This window comes from Streptomyces sp. NPDC058619, assembly GCF_042717785.1.
Lineage (GTDB): Bacteria > Actinomycetota > Actinomycetes > Streptomycetales > Streptomycetaceae > Streptomyces.
In genome coordinates this window covers 148411-164556 of record NZ_JBHXQN010000009.1, presented here as the reverse complement: position 1 = coordinate 164556, position 16146 = coordinate 148411, and the positions used below count along the sequence as shown (strand labels likewise).

Genomic DNA, 16146 nt, shown 5'->3' with positions numbered 1-16146 from the left:
GTGGCAACCGGAAAGGTGACACGCCACCCCTTGTTACCGCTAGGTAGCCGCAGATTACGATGACGTAACGACCGACCGGTCGTTCGGGACGGATCAGGCGCCGGACACGGCTCCGCCCCCGTGCCGGGAGGTGACGGGGGCGGAGCCGACCGGGTTCGGCCGCTGTGCGTTCAGCCGAAACCGGTTGCTCAGCCGATCAGCTGGTCGTAGGCGGGGAGGGTGAGGAAGTCCGCGTAGTCCGCGTCCAGGGAGACCTGCAGGAGCAGGTCGTGGGCCTGCTGCCACTTGCCCGTGCTGAAGGCATCTTCGCCGACCTCGGCGCGGATGGCGCCCAGTTCGGCGGCCGCGATCTCGCGGGTCAGCTCCGCGGTGGCGGTCTTGCCGTTCTCGAAGACGACCCCGGCGTTGATCCACTGCCAGATCTGCGAGCGGGAGATCTCCGCGGTGGCGGCGTCCTCCATCAGGCCGAAGATGCCGACGGCGCCCAGGCCGCGCAGCCAGGCCTCGATGTAGCGGATGCCGACCTGGACGGCGTTGCGCAGGCCCTCGTACGTGGGCCGGGCGTCCAGGGAGTCGATCGCGATGAGCTCGCCCGGGGCCACCGAGACGTCCTCGCGCAGGCGGTCCTTCTGGTTCGGCTTCTCGCCGAGCACCGCGTCGAAGGAGGCCATGGCGATCGGGACCAGGTCGGGGTGGGCGACCCAGGAGCCGTCGAAGCCGTCGCCGGCCTCGCGGTCCTTGTCGGCCTTGACCTTGTCGAAGGCGAGCTTGTTGGCCTCCGCGTCCTTGCGGGACGGGATGAAGGCCGCCATGCCGCCGATGGCGTGGGCGCCGCGCTTGTGGCAGGTGCGCACGAGCAGTTCGGTGTACGCCCGCATGAACGGGGCGGTCATCGTCACCGCGTTGCGGTCCGGCAGGACGAACTTCTCCCCGCCGTCACGGAAGTTCTTCACGATGGAGAAGAGGTAGTCCCAGCGGCCCGCGTTCAGGCCGGCCGCGTGGTCGCGCAGCTCGTAGAGGATCTCCTCCATCTCGTACGCGGCGGTGATCGTCTCGATGAGGACGGTGGCGCGGACGGTGCCCTGCGGGATGCCCACGTAGTCCTGCGCGAAGACGAAGATCTCGTTCCAGAGGCGCGCCTCCAGGTGCGACTCCGTCTTCGGCAGGTAGAAGTACGGGCCCTGGCCGAGGTCGATCAGGCGCTGCGCGTTGTGGAAGAAGTACAGGCCGAAGTCGACGAGCGAACCCGACGCGGCGGCGCCCTCGAACTGCAGGTGGCGCTCCTGGAGGTGCCAGCCGCGCGGACGCATCACGACGGTCGCGAGCTGGTCGGCGGACTTCAGGGCGTACGCCTTGCCCGTGCGCGGGTCCGTGAAGTCGATGCGGCGCTCGTAGGCGTCGATCAGGTTGAGCTGGCCGAGGACGACGTTCTCCCAGGTGGGGGCGGAGGCGTCCTCGAAGTCGGCGAGCCAGACCCTGGCGCCCGAGTTCAGGGCGTTGATGGTCATCTTGCGGTCCGTCGGACCGGTGATCTCCACACGGCGGTCGTTCAGCGCGGCCGGGGCCGGCGCCACCTTCCAGTCCCCCTCGCGGACCTGTGCGGTGTCGGCGAGGAAGTCGAGGGTGGAGGTCCGGGCGATCTCGGCGCGGCGCTCGCCGCGGAGGGCGAGGAGCTCGGCGCGGCGGTGGGCGAACCGCCGGTGGAGCTCGGCCACGAAGGCGAGGGCCGCGTCGGTGAGGACCTCGTCCTGCCGGGGCAGGGGCTCGGCGTCGACGATGGCCAGCGGAGACGGCGCTGGTGCGGACATATCTGTCACTCCTTCAGCGGCGGTGCCTGGCGGCCGCGGGGGAATGCTCGCGCAAGACGGCACGCAGTGCCGTCGGGTGTGGAGAGTTCCGGAGTACGGTCGCGGGCGCCGTATGTGGGTTCAGGGCGCTTCTGACCAGTGGATAGTAATTTCCTCATGGTGGAAGTTCAATGGTTTGTTGATGTCGAGATTCTCCGAGTCGACAGATTCCGCTTCCCCGTGGCCCTCAGTGCCATCGCCGTCACACCCTGCTCAGAGGAGACGTGCCAGGTCGGGGGGCGTGTCGATGTCGAAGGCCTCCGCGATGTCCCCGCACTCCACCAGAACGAGATCGTCCGCGTGTTGCGCCAGATGCACCCGCGCGCCCCGGTCGCCCGTCGCCGTGGCCGCGATGTCCGCCCACCGGTCCGCGCCGAACAGCACGGGGTGGCCGCGCTCGCCGTCGTACGCCGCCGCCGCCAGGCTCGCGGGGGAGCGGTAGGCCGCCAGGACCCGGGCCACGGCCGCGGAGCCGATGCCCGGCTGGTCCACCAGGGACACCAGGGCCGCGTCGGCCCCGGTACCGGCCAGGGAGGCGAGCCCGACCCGGAGCGAGGAGCCCATGCCCCGCCCCCAGTCCGGGTTGTCCACGAGCGCGCAGCCGGCCAGGTCCGCGCGTTCGCGGACCTCGGCCGCCGAGGCGCCGAGCACCACGTGCACCGGGCCGCAGCCCGCCTCGCGCAGCACCCGTACGGCGTTCTCGACCAGCGGGCGGCCGTGGTAGGGGAGCAGGGCCTTGGGCCGGCCGCCGAGCCGGCGGCCGCCGCCGGCCGCGAGCAGCAGGCCCGCGATCACGGGCGAGCCGGGTCCGGACGGGGCGTGGGGCGAGGTGTGGGATGCCATGGCACCGATTCTCGCCCCTGCCCCGGGGCGTCCCCCCGGACCGGGGAGCCCCCCGGCCCGGTGCGCGTCCGCGCCCCCCGCCCGGCCAGGGCGCGGCGTACGGCCGCCAGCGCGGCCCCGATCCGCAGCGGCTCGGAGATCCGGTTCTCACCGGCGGTCAGCAGGGCGCGCTCGTCACGGTCGGTCAGCATTTCGGCTTCTCCTTGCCAATCGGGGGCCAATGAGGCGAGTCTGGTCCCGGATTGGCCTGGCCGGCAGAGCCAATCGGGGGAGGTTGGCATGGCGAACGGGCGAGTGGTCCACACCGCGGACAGAACGATCGGCAGCCGCCAGCTGGCGGCGCTGCTGCCGGCCGAGGTCCTGGCCCGCCCCGGCTACCGGGCCCTCGCCGACGCCCTGCGCACCCTCGTGCTCGACGGCCGCGTCGCCCTGCACGTACGGCTGCCCGCCGAACGCGAGCTCGCCGAGGCGGTCGGCGCCAGCCGGGCCACCGTCACCGGCGCCTACGACCTCTTGCGCGAGAGCGGCTACGTCCGCAGCCGGCGCGGCTCCGGAACATGGACCGAGCTTCCCGAGGGCCACGCCCCGGTCGGCGCCCACGCCCTCCTCGGCGCGGGCGGCTACGGCGCCGACGACGACCCCGGAATCGACCTGGCCATCGCCGCCATGGGCGCCCCGGAGGGCGCCCTCACCGACGCACTGGCCTGGGCCGGCCCCCGGCTCCCGGCCGTGGCCCGCACCCCCGGCTACCACCCGTTCGGGCTGCCCGACCTGCGGGCGGCGGTCGCCGAGCGGTTCACCCGGCGCGGCCTGCCCACCCGGCCCGAGCAGATCCTGGTCACCGGTGGGGCGCAGCAGGCCTTCTCGCTGGTCGTCAGCCTGCTCTGCCGGCCGGGCGACCGGGTCCTGACCGAGAGCCCGACGTACGCCAACGCCCTCGACGCCCTGCGCCACGCGCGGCTGCGGACCGGGTCCATCGCCGTCTCGGCCGCGGGCTGGGACATGGAGATCGCAGAGTCCACCCTGCGCCAGACCGTGCCGCGGCTGGCCTACACCATCCCCGACTTCCACAACCCGACGGGCGCCCTGATGCCCCCGGAGCAGCGGCTGCGGCTGCTCGCGGCCACCCGGGCCACCGGGACGTGGCTGGTGGTGGACGAGACCATCGCCGACATCGCGCTGGACGTTCCCGCCCCCGCGCCGTTCGCCTCGCTCGCACCGCGGGGCGGCGCCGACCACGTGATCACCATCGGCTCGCTCAGCAAGACCCACTGGGGCGGGCTCCGGGCGGGCTGGATCCGGGCCACCGCCCGGATGGTCACCGAGCTGACCGCCGTCAAGGTCGCGGCCGACATGACCGGCTCGGTCCTCGACCAGCTCGTCGCGCTCCCGCTGATAGCGGGCCTGGACCGGTCCCTGCCCGCCCGTCTGGCGCAGCTGCGGATCCAGCGCGAGGCGCTGGTGCAGTCGCTCCAGCGGCACACCCCGGAGTGGTCCTGGCAACTGCCGCCGGGCGGGCTCTCGCTCTGGGTCGACCTCGGCGAACCGGTCAGTTCCGCCCTCGCCGAGCGGGCCGCGGCGGCCGGGGTGCACATCGGCCGGGGCGCCCGCTTCGGCGTGGACCCGGGCACCTTCGAGCACCGGCTGCGCATCCCGTACACCCTCCCCGCCGACCGCCTGGACGAGGGCGTGCGCCGCCTCGCGAGCGCGTTCCACGACGGGGTCCCGCTCCCCTCGGCGGTGGACCGCCCGCACTGGGTGGCGTAACCGCCCGGGGCGCCGACACCTCCTACGGCCGTCCGCGAGCGGTTCCACGACCAGGGAGGCGGTGCCGAGGACACCGAGGCCGACGGCCGGGGCGGCGGCGGTCCGCCGGTCGCGGACCGACCGGCCGGGGCAGGGGCCTACGGGGTGCGGATCAGCCGGCGGCTGCCCGCCGCCGCCACCGCCGAGGTGCGGGAGTCCACGCCGAGCTTGGCGTAGATGTGGACCAGGTGGGACTTGACCGTGGCCTGGCTGAGGAAGAGCTTCTTGGAGATCTGCTGGTTCGACAGGCCGTCCGCGACCAGCTGGAGCACCTCCAGCTCCCGCTTCGTCAGCGCCTCCGCCGGCGTCCGCATCCGGTCCATCAGGCGCAGCGCCACCGCGGGGGCCAGCGCCGACTGGCCCGCGGCGGCGGGGCGCACCGCCGCCGCCAGCTCCTCCGGCGGGGCGTCCTTGAGCAGGTAGCCGGAGGCCCCGGCCTCCACCGCCGCCAGGATGTCGGCGTCCGTGTCGTACGTGGTCAGGACCAGCACCCGGGGCGCCCCCGGCCGGGCCGTGATCAGGGCGGTGGCCGCGGAGCCGTGCATGCCGGGGCCGAACTGGAGGTCCATCAGGACCACGTCGACCGGGGTGTCCGCCGCCAGTTCCACCGCCCGCTCGGCGGTGGCGGCCTCGGCGACCACGGCGAAGCCCGGCTCGGTGTCCAGCACCGCGCGCAGCCCGGCCCGCACCACCGGGTGGTCGTCGGCCAGCAGCAGCCGGATCGTCATCGCAGGACCTCCGCGGGCAGGGGCAGGGTGACGGCCACGGCGGTGCCCTGGCCCGGATCGGACTCCACGGTGAACAGCCCGCCCAGCGTCTGGGCCCGCGAACGCATCGCCGGCAGCCCGAAGCCGCCGTCGCCGGAGGCCGCGGCCGAGGAGGGCTCGAAGCCCCGCCCGTCGTCCACCACGTCCAGCGTGACCGAGGTGTCCATGAAGGTCAGGGTGATCTCGGCGCGGTCCGCGCGGGCGTGCCGCACGACGTTGGCCAGCGCCGACTGGGCGATCCGCAGCAGGGCGACCTCGTACGGGGTCGGCAGCACGCGCGGGGCGCCGCTCAGGGAGAACCGCACCCGGGGCCCCGGAGCCCCCGCGCACAGCCGCTCCAGGGCGGCCGCGAGGGACCCGTGCTCCAGGTCCGGCGGGGTGAGGGCCCGTACGAAGCTGCGAGCCTCCGCGAGGTTCTCCTGGGCCGCCTCGCGGGCCCGGGCGATGTGCGCCAGCGCCGCCGCGTGCGCCGCGTCGGCGGCGCACGCGGGTTCGGCGGCGTCCGCGCGCTCCGCCGTGCCACGGGCCCGCGGCACGGCCGCCCCGGGCCCGGCGGCGTCCGCCGGCACGGTCGCCCCGGGCCCGGCCGTGCCGCTCGCGGCCGCCGCCCCGGTCCGCCCCTCCGCGAGGGCCCGCTCGGCCGCCCGCAGCAGCAGCTGGATCGAGGAGAGCCCCTGCGCGAGGGTGTCGTGGATCTCCCGTGCCAGGCGCTCCCGCTCGGCCAGGATGCCGGCGCCCCGCTCGGCCGCGGCCAGCTCGGCCCGGGTCGTGATGAGCTCCTCGATCAGCTCGCGGCGCCGCTCGCTCTCGCGGTACAGCGCCTGGTAGCCCAGTACGGTCGCCACCGCCACGGCCCCGCCCAGCAGCGGCCCGAGGAACGCCCCGGGGGTGGCGGCGCTGCTGTGCGCGAGGAACCCGCCGATCGCGGCGCAGGCGGTCGCCGCCACCGCCGCCACGCCCCAGCGCAGCCGCAGCAGGTGCAGCTCCAGGAAGTACAGCGGGAAGGCGATCCACAGCCCTTCGGGGGAGACCGCGAGCAGCGCCGCCCAGGCCGCGCCCAGCCCGGCCAGCCAGAGCGCCCCGGCGCGGGGCGAGCGGTGCACCACGGGCGCCCGTACGCCGGCCGCGTACACGGCGGCGAACAGCGCGCACCCGGCGAGCACCCACCCGGCCCGGGGCGCGGAGTCGGCGAGGGCGCGGCCTGCGGCCAGCGCGAGCAGCCCGAGGAGAAGCGCGTGCAGGCACAGCCGCAGGACGCGGGAGACGGGTGTCAGGGGGCGGGATTCCGGAGCAGGCATGGCCCGACCAGCGTAAGCGGGCGGCCGCGGGCCCCGGTCAACCGAAAGATTGATGTCTCGGCCGTCCCTTCGACACGAGGATCACTACTGTGGCGCGATGCCTTGTGCCCACGCGGAACACCAAGGTGGGGGACATGTTCGTCGCACGGAGAGATCTACGGTTCGCCAAGGGCCGGTTCGCCCTCATGGGCTCGGTGGTCCTGCTGATCACGCTGCTGGTCGGCCTGCTGTCCGGGCTCACCTCCGGCCTGGCCCGGGAGAACATCTCGGCCGTCACGGGACTGCCCGCCACCCACCTGTCCTTCGCCGCGCCCCCCGGCGACCAGAAGGTCTCGTTCACCAACTCCCATATACCGGAGAAGGCCTGGCTGGCCTGGCGCGCGCGCCCCGGGGTGAAGTCGGCTGAACCGGTCGGCATCCGCACCACCAACGCCGTCTCGGGTGAGCGCACCGCCGCCGTCTCCGTCTTCGGCGTCGAGCCGGGCGGCCGGCTCGCACCCCGCGGCTCCGGTCTCACCCAGGGACAGGTGGTGCTGACGGAGAAGGCCGCGAAGGAGCTCGGCGGGCTCGCCGCCGGGGGGAGGCTCAGGATCGGCCAGCTCGAACTGACCGTCGCGGCCGTCTCCGCCTCCGCGGCCTTCAGCCACACCCCGGTCGTCTGGATGGACCTCAACGACTGGCAGCGCGTCGGCAACCCGGGAACCTCCCTCGACACCCTCTCCACCGTCATCGCCCTGGACGCGCCCGGCGCGGTCACCGCCGCCGCCGACGGGGCGGCCGGGACCCGGACACTGAGCGTCGACGACGCGCTGGGGGCCATCGGCTCCTACAGCTCGGAGAACGGCTCGCTCCAGCTGATGCGCGGCTTCCTCTTCGCCATCTCCGCCCTCGTGATAGGCGCGTTCTTCACCGTCTGGACGATCCAGCGCAGCGGCGACATCGCCGTCCTGAAGGCACTCGGTGCCTCCACCCCCTACCTGCTCAAGGACGCCCTCGGCCAGGCCGTGGTCATGCTCGCCGTCGGGACGGGGCTCGGTACGGCCCTGGCCGCCGGCCTCGGTGCGCTGATCAGCGGCGGCGACGTGCCCTTCGTGCTCGACGCGGCCACCGTGCTGGTCCCCGCCGCGATCATGATCGCGCTCGGCGCGCTGGGCGCCGCCCTGTCCATCCGGCGGATCACCTCTGTAGACCCGCTGACCGCCCTCGGGAGCGTCCGATGACCCTGCTCGTCCACGACGTCACGCTCACCTACCCCGACGGCGACGGGCGGCTCACCGCCCTGGACGCGGTCACCCTGGACGTGCCGGCCGGCACGCTGACGGCCGTCATAGGCCCGTCCGGCTCCGGCAAGTCCAGCCTGCTGGCGGTCGCCGCCACGCTGGTCACCCCGGACGCGGGCCGGGTGGTCGTCGCGGGCCGCGACACCGCCCTGCTGAGCGCCGCCGAGAAGTCCGCGCTGCGCCGCGGGGAGATCGGCATCGTCTTCCAGCAGCCCAACCTGCTGGCCTCGCTCACCGCCGCCGAACAGCTCCAGGTGATGGCCCACCTGGCGGGCCGGCCCGCCGCGCGGCTGCGCCGCCGGGCCCTGGAGCTGCTCGACGCGGTGGGCCTGGCCGACAAGGCCGACAAGCGGCCCCACCAGCTCTCCGGAGGCCAGCGCCAGCGCGTCAACATCGCCCGGGCCCTGATGAACGAGCCCTCGGTGCTGCTGGTCGACGAGCCGACCAGCGCCCTGGACCACGAGCGCGGCGCGGCCGTGCTCGACCTGCTCGTGAACCTCACCCGGGAGCGCTCCACCGCGACCGTGCTGGTCACCCACGACCACGCCCACCTGGACCGGATGGACCGTACGGCCACGATGGCCGACGGCCGCCTCGCGCAGGGCCCGGCCCCGACCGCGGCCGGCTGAGACGGCGTACGGGCCCCGCGCCACGGCGGGGGGCGTACACGAGAGCCCCGGCCCCCGCATCGGAGGGGGCCGGGGCTCTCGCGTACGCCGTCGGTCAGGCGGGCGGGTTCTGCGTGGACAGGGCCACCGACAGCTCGGCGGCGATGCCCTGGAGGATCGGCACGATCGAGTCGGTCAGCGCCTCGGTGACCCGGCCGGCCGGGCCCGAGATGGAGATGGCGGCGGCGGTCGGCGAGTTCGGCACCGAGACCGCGAGGCACCGGACTCCTATCTCCTGCTCGTTGTCGTCGACCGCGTAGCCCACCTTGCGGACCTGCTCCAGGGCCTCCAGGAAGCCCTCGGGCGTGGTGATGGTCTTCTCGGTCGCGGCCGGCATCCCGGTGCGGGCCAGCAGGGCGCGGACCTCGTCGGCAGGGGTGTAGGCGAGGAGGGCCTTGCCCACGCCGGTGGAGTGCGGCAGCACGCGGCGGCCCACCTCGGTGAACATGCGCATGGAGTGCTTGGACGGCACCTGGGCGACGTAGACGATCTCGTCGCCGTCGAGCAGCGCCATGTTCGCGGTCTCGCCGGTCTCCTCGACCAGGCGGGCGAGGTAGGGCCGCGCCCAGGTGCCCAGCAGCCGCGACGCGGACTCGCCGAGGCGGATCAGGCGGGGGCCGAGGGAGTACCGCCGGTTGGGCTGCTGGCGCACGTAGCCGCACGCCACGAGGGTGCGCATCAGACGGTGGATGGTGGGCAGCGGCAGACCGCTGGCGGCGGAGAGCTCGCTGAGGCCGACCTCGCCCCCGGCGTCGGCCATGCGTTCGAGCAGATCGAAGGCGCGCTCAAGGGACTGGACGCCCCCGCTGGCGGCGGCGGGCTTCGCGGAAGCGTCGGTGGTGCTGGCGCTGGACGTCGGCACGGGCGCGGTCCTTTCGGTGCTGGCAGGCAAGCAAGCAGCCTACCGGTCGGTCGGCGTCGGCCCTAGGCCAGGGGAGCCGCCTTCCCCGCCGGTCAGAGGCGGTTTGTCCGGGTGGCGGACGTCCTCGGGAGGTTACCGGCCCACTCCCGGTGGTGGTAGCTACATTCTGTATCGCGAAATCTTAATTCCATCCTGTGGAAACATCCAATTGCGGTCCAGGCGTGTCAGTGGTCCGTCCGGGCGCTCTTGACTGGTCAGGGATCGCCGTGAAGACTCCGTCAACAGAACGTTGAATTTCGCTCTGTGGAAGTAGATGGGGAGGTTCCGGTGTCCGACGTGGCTGTGGAACTGGTACTGCGCTCGACGCGCGTCATCACCCCCGAGGGGACGCGCGCCGCCTCGGTGGCCGTCGCCGACGGGAAGATCACGGCGGTGCTGGCACACGACGCCGAGGTACCGGCCGGAGCCCGGCTGGAGGACTTCGGCGACGACGTCCTGCTCCCCGGCCTGGTCGACACCCACGTCCACGTGAACGACCCCGGCCGCACCGAGTGGGAGGGCTTCTGGACGGCCACCCGCGCCGCCGCGGCCGGCGGCATCACCACGATCCTCGACATGCCGCTCAACTCCCTGCCGCCCACCACCACGGTCGACAACCTCCGCGTCAAGCAGGAGGTCGCCCGCGCCAAGGCGCACGTGGACGTCGGCTTCTGGGGCGGCGCCCTGCCGTCCAACGTCAAGGACCTGCGCCCGCTGCACGACGCCGGGGTCTACGGCTTCAAGTGCTTCCTGTCGCCCTCCGGGGTGGAGGAGTTCCCCGAGCTCGACCAGGAGCAGCTGGCCATCTCCCTCGCCGAGATCACCGGCTTCGGCGGCCTGCTGATCGTGCACGCCGAGGACCCGCACCACCTGGAGTCGGCCCCGCAGAACCCGGGCCCCAAGTACGCGGACTTCCTCGCCTCCCGTCCCCGGGACGCCGAGAACACCGCGATCCAGAACCTGATCGACCAGGCCAGGCGGCTGAACGCCCGTGTCCACGTACTGCACCTGTCGTCCAGCGACGCGCTGCCGCTGATCGCCGCCGCCAAGGCCGAGGGCGTCCGGATCACCGTCGAGTCCTGCCCGCACTTCCTCACCCTGACGGCCGAGGAAGTCCCGGACGGCGCCACCGAGTTCAAGTGCTGCCCGCCCATCCGCGAAGCCGCCAACCAGGACCTCCTGTGGGACGCGCTCGCCGACGGCACCATCGACTGCATCGTCTCCGACCACTCGCCCTCCACCGCGGACCTGAAGACCGGCGACTTCGCCACCGCGTGGGGCGGCATCTCCTCCCTCCAGCTGGGCCTCCCGGCGATCTGGACCGAGGCGCGCGGCCGCGGCCGCTCCCTGGAAGACGTCGTGCGCTGGATGTCCGCCGCCCCGGCCGCCCTCGCCGGCCTGACGCAGAAGGGTGCGATCGAAGCCGGCCGCGACGCCGACTTCGCCGTCCTGGCACCCGAAGAGACCTTCACCGTGGATCCCGCGGAACTGCACCACCGCAACCGGATCACGGCGTACGCGGGCAAGACCCTGCACGGCGTCGTGAAGTCCACCTGGCTGCGCGGCACGCGGATCGCGGACCACGGCACCCCGACCGAGCCCACGGGCCTCCTCCTCGAAAGGCAGAACTGACAGTGGCGATTGCGACCTTCACCGGCAACGCGAACCCGTACGGAGGCGGCGACCCGTACGCGGACTACCGCACCGCGGACTTCCCCTTCACCCAGTACGCGAACCTCGCCGCCCGTGAGCTGGGCGCCGGTGTCATCGAGGCCAACGACGAGTTCTTCGCCCAGCGCGAGAACCTGCTGATCTCCGAGGCGGCGCACTTCGACCCCGAGGACTTCGGCCACAAGGGCAAGGTCATGGACGGCTGGGAGACCCGCCGCCGCCGCGGAGTCTCCGCCACCCAGCCCTGGCCCACCGCCGAGGACCACGACTGGGCGCTCGTCCGCCTCGGCGCCCCCGGCGTCATCCGCGGCATCATCGTCGACACCGCGCACTTCCGCGGCAACATGCCGCAGGCCGTCTCGGTCCAGGGCGCCTGCGTCGCGGGCTCCCCGACCGCGCAGGAGCTCCTCTCCGACGACGTGAAGTGGACGACCCTCGTCGAGCGCACCCCGGTCGGCGGCCACGCGGCCAACGGCTTCGAGGTGAACGTCGGGCAGCGCTTCACGCACCTGCGCGTCAACCAGCACCCCGACGGCGGCATCGCCCGCCTGCGCGTCCACGGCGAGGTCCGCACCGACCCGAAGTGGCTGGCCGCGCTGGGCACGTTCGACGTCGTCGCGCTGGAGAACGGCGGCTCCGTCGAGGACGCGTCCAACCGCTTCTACTCGCCGCCGGCCAACACCATCAACCCGGGCCGCTCCCGCAAGATGGACGACGGCTGGGAGACCGCCCGCCGCCGCGACCACGGCAACGACTGGATCCGCTACCAGCTCGCCGCCGAGTCCGAGATCCGCGCCGTCGAGATCGACACCGCGTACCTCAAGGGCAACTCGGCCGGCTGGGCCTCGCTGTCCGTCAAGACGGGCGAGGACGGCGAGTGGACGGAATTCCTGCCGCGCACCCGCCTGCAGCCCGACACCAACCACCGCTTCGTGCTGGACGCCCCGGCGGTCGGCACGCACGTCCGGATCGACATCTTCCCGGACGGCGGCTTCTCCCGGCTGCGCCTGTACGGCTCGCTGACGGAGGCCGGCGCCGCCGCGCACGCCGCGCGCCACCAGGAGCTCGGCGGCTGACGCCTCCCGCCCCGCGACCGCCCCGGGGGCCGACACCCCCGGGGCGCACACGGCCCGAAGGGGCGCACCGCCCGGCGGTGCGCCCCTTCGGCGCGTCGCGGGCCGGGCTACGCCGCGTGGCCGCCGTCGACCGAGAACTCGGCGCCCGTGACGTACGCGGCGTCCGGTCCCGCCAGGAACGACACCACGGCCGCCACCTCCCGGGGGGTGCCGAAGCGGCCGAGGGCCGTCAGCGCGGCCTGCGGGGCGGCGTACGGTCCGTCCGCCGGGTTCATGTCCGTGTCCACCGGACCCGGGTGGACGATGTTCGCGGTGATCCCGCGCCCGCCCAGCTCCCGGGCCAGCGCTTTGGTCAGCCCGGTCAGCGCCGACTTGCTCATCGTGTAGAGGGTGCCGCCCGGTCCGGGCGCCCGCTGGGTCACGCAGCTGCCGATGGTGAGGATCCGTCCGCCCTCGCCGAGCCTCGGGGCGGCGGCCCGCGTGGTCAGGAAGACGCCGCGGACGTTGACCGCCAGGACCTGTTCGACGTCGGCCGCCGTCAGCTCCTCCAGGGGGCCGAGCACGCCGATCCCCGCGTTGTTGACGAGCACGTCGAGCCGGCCGAGTTCCCGTACGGTCCGCTCCACCGCCCCGGCGGCCGCCTCCGGGTCGCCCGCGTCGGCCCGGACGGCCAGCCCGCGGCGCCCGGTCGCCTCGATCCCCTTCAGCACCTCGGCCGCGTGCGACTCGCCCGTCCGGTAGGTGAACGCGACGTCCGCGCCGTCCTCGGCGAGCCGCAGAGCGGTCGCTGCCCCTATGCCCCGGCTGCCGCCCGTCACCAGTGCCACTTTGCCGTTCACGGTGTTCTCCCTCGGTTGCCCTCAAGTGGTTGCGTCTTCAATGAAATGGCAGTCGGGGTGCGGGCGCTGGCGGGAATCGGACGTGGCGTTCACGCGCGCCGCACCGATCAGTTCCGGGATCGCGGGAAGTCTGGACGGAGCAGGGACCACCGAGAAGTGACCAGCACCACCGAGCCGGGAGCGCAGAGCCATGGGCAAGCTGACCCTCACCACCTTCCTGACCCTCGACGGGGTGATGCAGGCCCCGGGCGGGCCGGACGAGGACCGCAGCGGCGGCTTCGACTACGGCGGCTGGCTCGTGCCGTTCGTTGACGAGGGCATGGGGGAGTTCATGACCGAGGTCTTCGACCGGGCCGGCGCCTTCCTGCTCGGGCGCCGGACGTACGAGATCTTCGCCGGGTACTGGCCGCACCAGACCGACCCCGCCGACCCGATCGCCGGCCGCCTCAACGGCCTGCCGAAGTACGTGGCCTCCACCACCCTGAAGGAACCGGCCTGGGCCGGGACCACCGTCATCGACGGGGAGCAGCTGCAGAGCGAGGTCGTGCGGGCGAAGGACGCGACCGAGGGGGAGCTCCAGGTCCACGGCAGCGGAGCGCTGGCCCAGTGGCTGCTGGCCCGCGACCTCGTGGAGGAGCTGAACCTGCTCGTCTACCCGGTGTTCCTCGGCGCCGGCCGCCGGCTGTTCCCGACGGGCGGCCTCCCCACGGCCTGCGAGGTCACGCAGTCCCGCACCACCTCCAGCGGTACGTCCATCCGCACGTACCGCCCCACGGGACGCGCGGCGTTCGGCACGATCGGGCAGTGATCCGGGGCCGCCCGGGGCGCCGCGGCCGCCCGCCGGGCAACCGGCCGCGGCCGCCCCAGGGCAGCGGCCCCGGCCGGGGCGTGAACGACTGCGGCTGGCCCTGCGGCGGCCCTGCGGGCGACTCCGGGCCCGGCCCTGCACCCGGCCCCGCCGCCGGTCGGCAAAGCGGTCGCCCGCCACCACCGGCTCCGGTAGCGTGGCCGCGCACCCGTGCGAGCCGCCGAAGTCTCCACCCGCCACCCGCCGTTGGAGACAGCCCGTGACCGTGGCCCCGCCAGCCCCCGCCTCCGCCTCCGCTCCCTCCGCACCGGAAGCCGCACCCCGCCCGAACTGGACCGCCGACCTGCCCGTCCTGGCCGTGGCCGTCGTGTGGGGCGGCAGCTACCTCGCCGCCAAGGGCATCACCACCGCGCACACCGTGATCGCCGTACTGGTGCTGCGCTTCGCGCTCGTGCTGCCCGTCCTGGTCCTCGTCGGACGGCGACGGCTGCGGGCGCTGACCCCCGCCCAGCTGCGCGGGGCCGGGCTGCTGGGCCTCGTGCTGGGCGGGATCTTCCTGCTGGAGACGTACGGGGTCGTCCACACCTCCGCCACCAACGCCGGGCTGATCATCAGCCTGACCATGATCTTCACCCCGCTGGCGGAAGCCGCCGTGCGCCGCGTCCGCCCGTCGGCCGCGTTCCTCGGCGCCGCCGCCGTCTCCGTGACCGGCGTCGTGCTGCTGACCCAGGGCGCCGGCTTCACCGGGCCGGGCCTCGGTGACCTGCTGATCCTGGGCGCCGCCCTCGCCCGGACCCTGCACGTGCTGCTGATGGCCCGCGTCAAGGCCGTCCAGGACGCCGACTCGCTCTCCCTGACCACCGTCCAGCTGGGCGGCGCGGTCCTCGTCTTCGCCCTGCTCGCCGCACTCCCCGGCACCGGGGCCACCCCCTGGGCGGCCGCCGCCGACTTCGGGGCCGCCGAGTGGGCGGGCCTGGTGTTCCTCTCCGTCTTCTGCACCCTCTTCGCGTTCTTCGTGCAGATGTGGGCCGTACGCCGCACCTCCCCCTCCCGCGTCAGCCTGCTGCTCGGCACCGAGCCCCTGTGGGCGGCCGCCGCCGGCATCGCCATCGGGGGCGAGCACCTCGGCCCGCTCGGGTTCGCCGGAGTCGCCCTCGTCCTGGCCGGGACCGCCTGGGGGCGCCGCGCGGCCGGGTGAACGTTGGCCGGATCATGACCCGCCGCCGGCGCGCGGCGCCCGTACGCTGGCGGGCATGCCGCCGCCGGGAGCCACCCGTTCACAGGTCCGGGAGCTCCTCCAGCCGGACCCGGCGCCGCTCGCGGCGCGACACCTCGCACGCCTCCGCCACCCGCAGCGCGACCAGCGCCTCGCGGCCGTCGCACGGATTGGGCCCCTCGCCGCGGATCAGCCGTACGAAGGCGGCCAGCTCCTCCTCGTACGCGGGGGCGAACCGCTCCAGGAATCCGGTCCACGGCTTGCCGGCCGCGGGCGGCCCGTGCGGTTCGGTCGAGGCGATCGGCGTGCGGTCGTCCAGCCCGACGGAGACCTGGTCCCGCTCTCCGGCCAGCTCCATCCGCACGTCGTACCCGGCGCCGTTGCACCGGGTGCCGGTCGCCGTGACGAGCGTCCCGTCGTCCAGCGTGAGCACCGCCGCCGCCGTGTCGATGTCACCCGTCTCGCGGAACCGGGCCGGGCCGGCGTCGGAACCGGCCGCGTACACCTCGCTCACCTCCCGCCCGGTCACCCAGCGGACCATGTCGAAGTCGTGCACCAGGCAGTCCCGGTACAGCCCGCCGGAGGTCGCCAGGTACGCGGCCTCCGGCGGCTCAGGGTCGGCGGTCGTCGTCCGTACCGTGTGCAGCCGCCCCAGGGCGCCCGAGCGGACCAGGTCCCTGGCGGAGCGGTAGCCCGCGTCGAAGCGGCGCATGAAGCCCGTCTGGAGCACCCCGCCGAGCGCGGTCACCTCGCGCACCACCGCCAGGCTGCGGGCCAGGTCGGGGGCGACCGGCTTCTCGCAGAACACCGGCAGGCCGCCCCGTACCGCCCGTACGACCAGCTCCGCGTGGCCCTCGGTGGCGCAGGCCACCACCACCGCGTCGACGCCCCAGGTGAAGACCTGCTCGACCGAGGGCGCGGCGGTGGCCCCGAGCCGGTCGGCGAGGCGCGCCGCCCGCGCGGGATCGGCGTCGGCGAGCAGGAGCGAGCCCGCGTCCGGGCGGCGGGCCAGCGCCGCCGCGTGGAACGAGCCGATCCGGCCCGTCCCGATGAGCCCGATGCGCATGCACTCAACCTGACCCCGTACGTGGGACCTGTCAATCTGCCCGCGCATGACCCGATGACC

At 74.1% G+C, this 16146-nt stretch carries 14 protein-coding genes; 7 read left to right on the top strand and 7 right to left on the bottom strand.

The genetic code is table 11. The features are described 5' to 3' along the window. Positions 1 to 188: 188 nt before the first annotated feature. Together aceB and ACFWTC_RS12300 are read right to left on the bottom strand one after the other, a co-directional pair. Positions 189 to 1808, bottom strand: coding sequence for a malate synthase A (gene aceB, locus ACFWTC_RS12305; RefSeq protein WP_384027916.1), 1620 nt, complete (start codon positions 1806 to 1808; stop codon positions 189 to 191). A gap of 252 nt (positions 1809 to 2060) precedes the next feature. Continuing rightward, positions 2061 to 2690, bottom strand: coding sequence for an NTP transferase domain-containing protein (locus ACFWTC_RS12300; protein WP_383915779.1), 630 nt, complete (start codon positions 2688 to 2690; stop codon positions 2061 to 2063). Between the two features lie 279 nt (positions 2691 to 2969). On the opposite strand from ACFWTC_RS12300, the gene ACFWTC_RS12295 reads away from it, so the two are divergent. After that, positions 2970 to 4457 carry a PLP-dependent aminotransferase family protein gene (locus ACFWTC_RS12295; RefSeq protein ID WP_383915777.1) on the top strand — a complete coding sequence of 496 codons (1488 nt, stop codon included), beginning with the start codon at positions 2970 to 2972 and terminating at the stop codon, positions 4455 to 4457. 137 nt (positions 4458 to 4594) lie between these two features. On the opposite strand, the gene ACFWTC_RS12290 is transcribed toward ACFWTC_RS12295, so the two are convergent. Continuing rightward, positions 4595 to 5224: a response regulator gene (locus ACFWTC_RS12290; protein ID WP_384027917.1), complete on the bottom strand. Its 630-nt coding sequence runs from the start codon at positions 5222 to 5224 to the stop codon at positions 4595 to 4597. Then, complete coding sequence (locus ACFWTC_RS12285) at positions 5221 to 6561, bottom strand: sensor histidine kinase (RefSeq protein ID WP_383915773.1); 1341 nt, start codon at positions 6559 to 6561, stop codon at positions 5221 to 5223. Before ACFWTC_RS12285 ends, ACFWTC_RS12290 begins: the two co-directional genes overlap by 4 nt. A gap of 134 nt (positions 6562 to 6695) precedes the next feature. Between ACFWTC_RS12285 and ACFWTC_RS12280 the strand changes: the two genes are divergently transcribed. Together ACFWTC_RS12280 and ACFWTC_RS12275 are read left to right on the top strand one after the other, a co-directional pair. Continuing rightward, positions 6696 to 7781 carry an ABC transporter permease gene (locus ACFWTC_RS12280; protein ID WP_384027918.1) on the top strand — a complete coding sequence of 362 codons (1086 nt, stop codon included), beginning with the start codon at positions 6696 to 6698 and terminating at the stop codon, positions 7779 to 7781. Next, positions 7778 to 8470: an ABC transporter ATP-binding protein gene (locus ACFWTC_RS12275; RefSeq protein ID WP_383915769.1), complete on the top strand. Its 693-nt coding sequence runs from the start codon at positions 7778 to 7780 to the stop codon at positions 8468 to 8470. The genes ACFWTC_RS12280 and ACFWTC_RS12275 overlap by 4 nt, the downstream gene beginning before the upstream one ends. 94 nt (positions 8471 to 8564) lie before the next feature. Here the strand turns inward: ACFWTC_RS12275 and ACFWTC_RS12270 are convergent, their stop codons facing one another. Further along, complete coding sequence (locus ACFWTC_RS12270; RefSeq protein WP_383915767.1) at positions 8565 to 9371, bottom strand: IclR family transcriptional regulator; 807 nt, start codon at positions 9369 to 9371, stop codon at positions 8565 to 8567. 336 nt (positions 9372 to 9707) lie between these two features. On the opposite strand from ACFWTC_RS12270, the gene allB reads away from it, so the two are divergent. Together allB and alc are read left to right on the top strand one after the other, a co-directional pair. Further along, complete coding sequence (gene allB, locus ACFWTC_RS12265; RefSeq protein ID WP_383915875.1) at positions 9708 to 11042, top strand: allantoinase AllB; 1335 nt, start codon at positions 9708 to 9710, stop codon at positions 11040 to 11042. Between the two features lie 2 nt (positions 11043 to 11044). Next, entirely contained in the window at positions 11045 to 12157 is a 1113-nt protein-coding gene (gene alc / locus ACFWTC_RS12260; protein WP_384027919.1) for an allantoicase, read from the top strand. Between the two features lie 107 nt (positions 12158 to 12264). Here alc and ACFWTC_RS12255 read toward each other — a convergent pair whose 3' ends face one another. Then, entirely contained in the window at positions 12265 to 12996 is a 732-nt protein-coding gene (locus ACFWTC_RS12255; protein ID WP_383915764.1) for a 3-oxoacyl-ACP reductase family protein, read from the bottom strand. A gap of 190 nt (positions 12997 to 13186) precedes the next feature. Between ACFWTC_RS12255 and ACFWTC_RS12250 the strand changes: the two genes are divergently transcribed. Both ACFWTC_RS12250 and ACFWTC_RS12245 read left to right on the top strand, forming a co-directional pair. Then, entirely contained in the window at positions 13187 to 13804 is a 618-nt protein-coding gene (locus ACFWTC_RS12250; protein ID WP_383915762.1) for a dihydrofolate reductase family protein, read from the top strand. 259 nt (positions 13805 to 14063) lie between these two features. After that, positions 14064 to 15002 carry a DMT family transporter gene (locus ACFWTC_RS12245; RefSeq protein WP_384027920.1) on the top strand — a complete coding sequence of 313 codons (939 nt, stop codon included), beginning with the start codon at positions 14064 to 14066 and terminating at the stop codon, positions 15000 to 15002. A 79-nt stretch (positions 15003 to 15081) separates the two neighbouring features. Here ACFWTC_RS12245 and ACFWTC_RS12240 read toward each other — a convergent pair whose 3' ends face one another. Next, positions 15082 to 16086, bottom strand: coding sequence for a Gfo/Idh/MocA family oxidoreductase (locus ACFWTC_RS12240; RefSeq protein WP_384027921.1), 1005 nt, complete (start codon positions 16084 to 16086; stop codon positions 15082 to 15084). Between the last annotated feature and the right edge of the window lie 60 nt (positions 16087 to 16146).

Excerpts from the sequence above, each read along its gene's own strand:
- ACFWTC_RS12295 (WP_383915777.1), top strand. The coding sequence starts at position 2,970 with ATGGCGAACGGGCGAGTGGTCCACACCGCGGACAGAACGATCGGCAGC.
- aceB (WP_384027916.1), bottom strand. The coding sequence starts at position 1,808 with ATGTCCGCACCAGCGCCGTCTCCGCTGGCCATCGTCGACGCCGAGCCC.
- ACFWTC_RS12300 (WP_383915779.1), bottom strand. The coding sequence starts at position 2,690 with ATGGCATCCCACACCTCGCCCCACGCCCCGTCCGGACCCGGCTCGCCC.
- ACFWTC_RS12275 (WP_383915769.1), top strand. The coding sequence starts at position 7,778 with ATGACCCTGCTCGTCCACGACGTCACGCTCACCTACCCCGACGGCGAC.
- ACFWTC_RS12250 (WP_383915762.1), top strand. The coding sequence starts at position 13,187 with ATGGGCAAGCTGACCCTCACCACCTTCCTGACCCTCGACGGGGTGATG.
- ACFWTC_RS12285 (WP_383915773.1), bottom strand. The coding sequence starts at position 6,561 with ATGCCTGCTCCGGAATCCCGCCCCCTGACACCCGTCTCCCGCGTCCTG.
- ACFWTC_RS12290 (WP_384027917.1), bottom strand. The coding sequence starts at position 5,224 with ATGACGATCCGGCTGCTGCTGGCCGACGACCACCCGGTGGTGCGGGCC.
- ACFWTC_RS12240 (WP_384027921.1), bottom strand. The coding sequence starts at position 16,086 with ATGCGCATCGGGCTCATCGGGACGGGCCGGATCGGCTCGTTCCACGCG.
- ACFWTC_RS12280 (WP_384027918.1), top strand. The coding sequence starts at position 6,696 with ATGTTCGTCGCACGGAGAGATCTACGGTTCGCCAAGGGCCGGTTCGCC.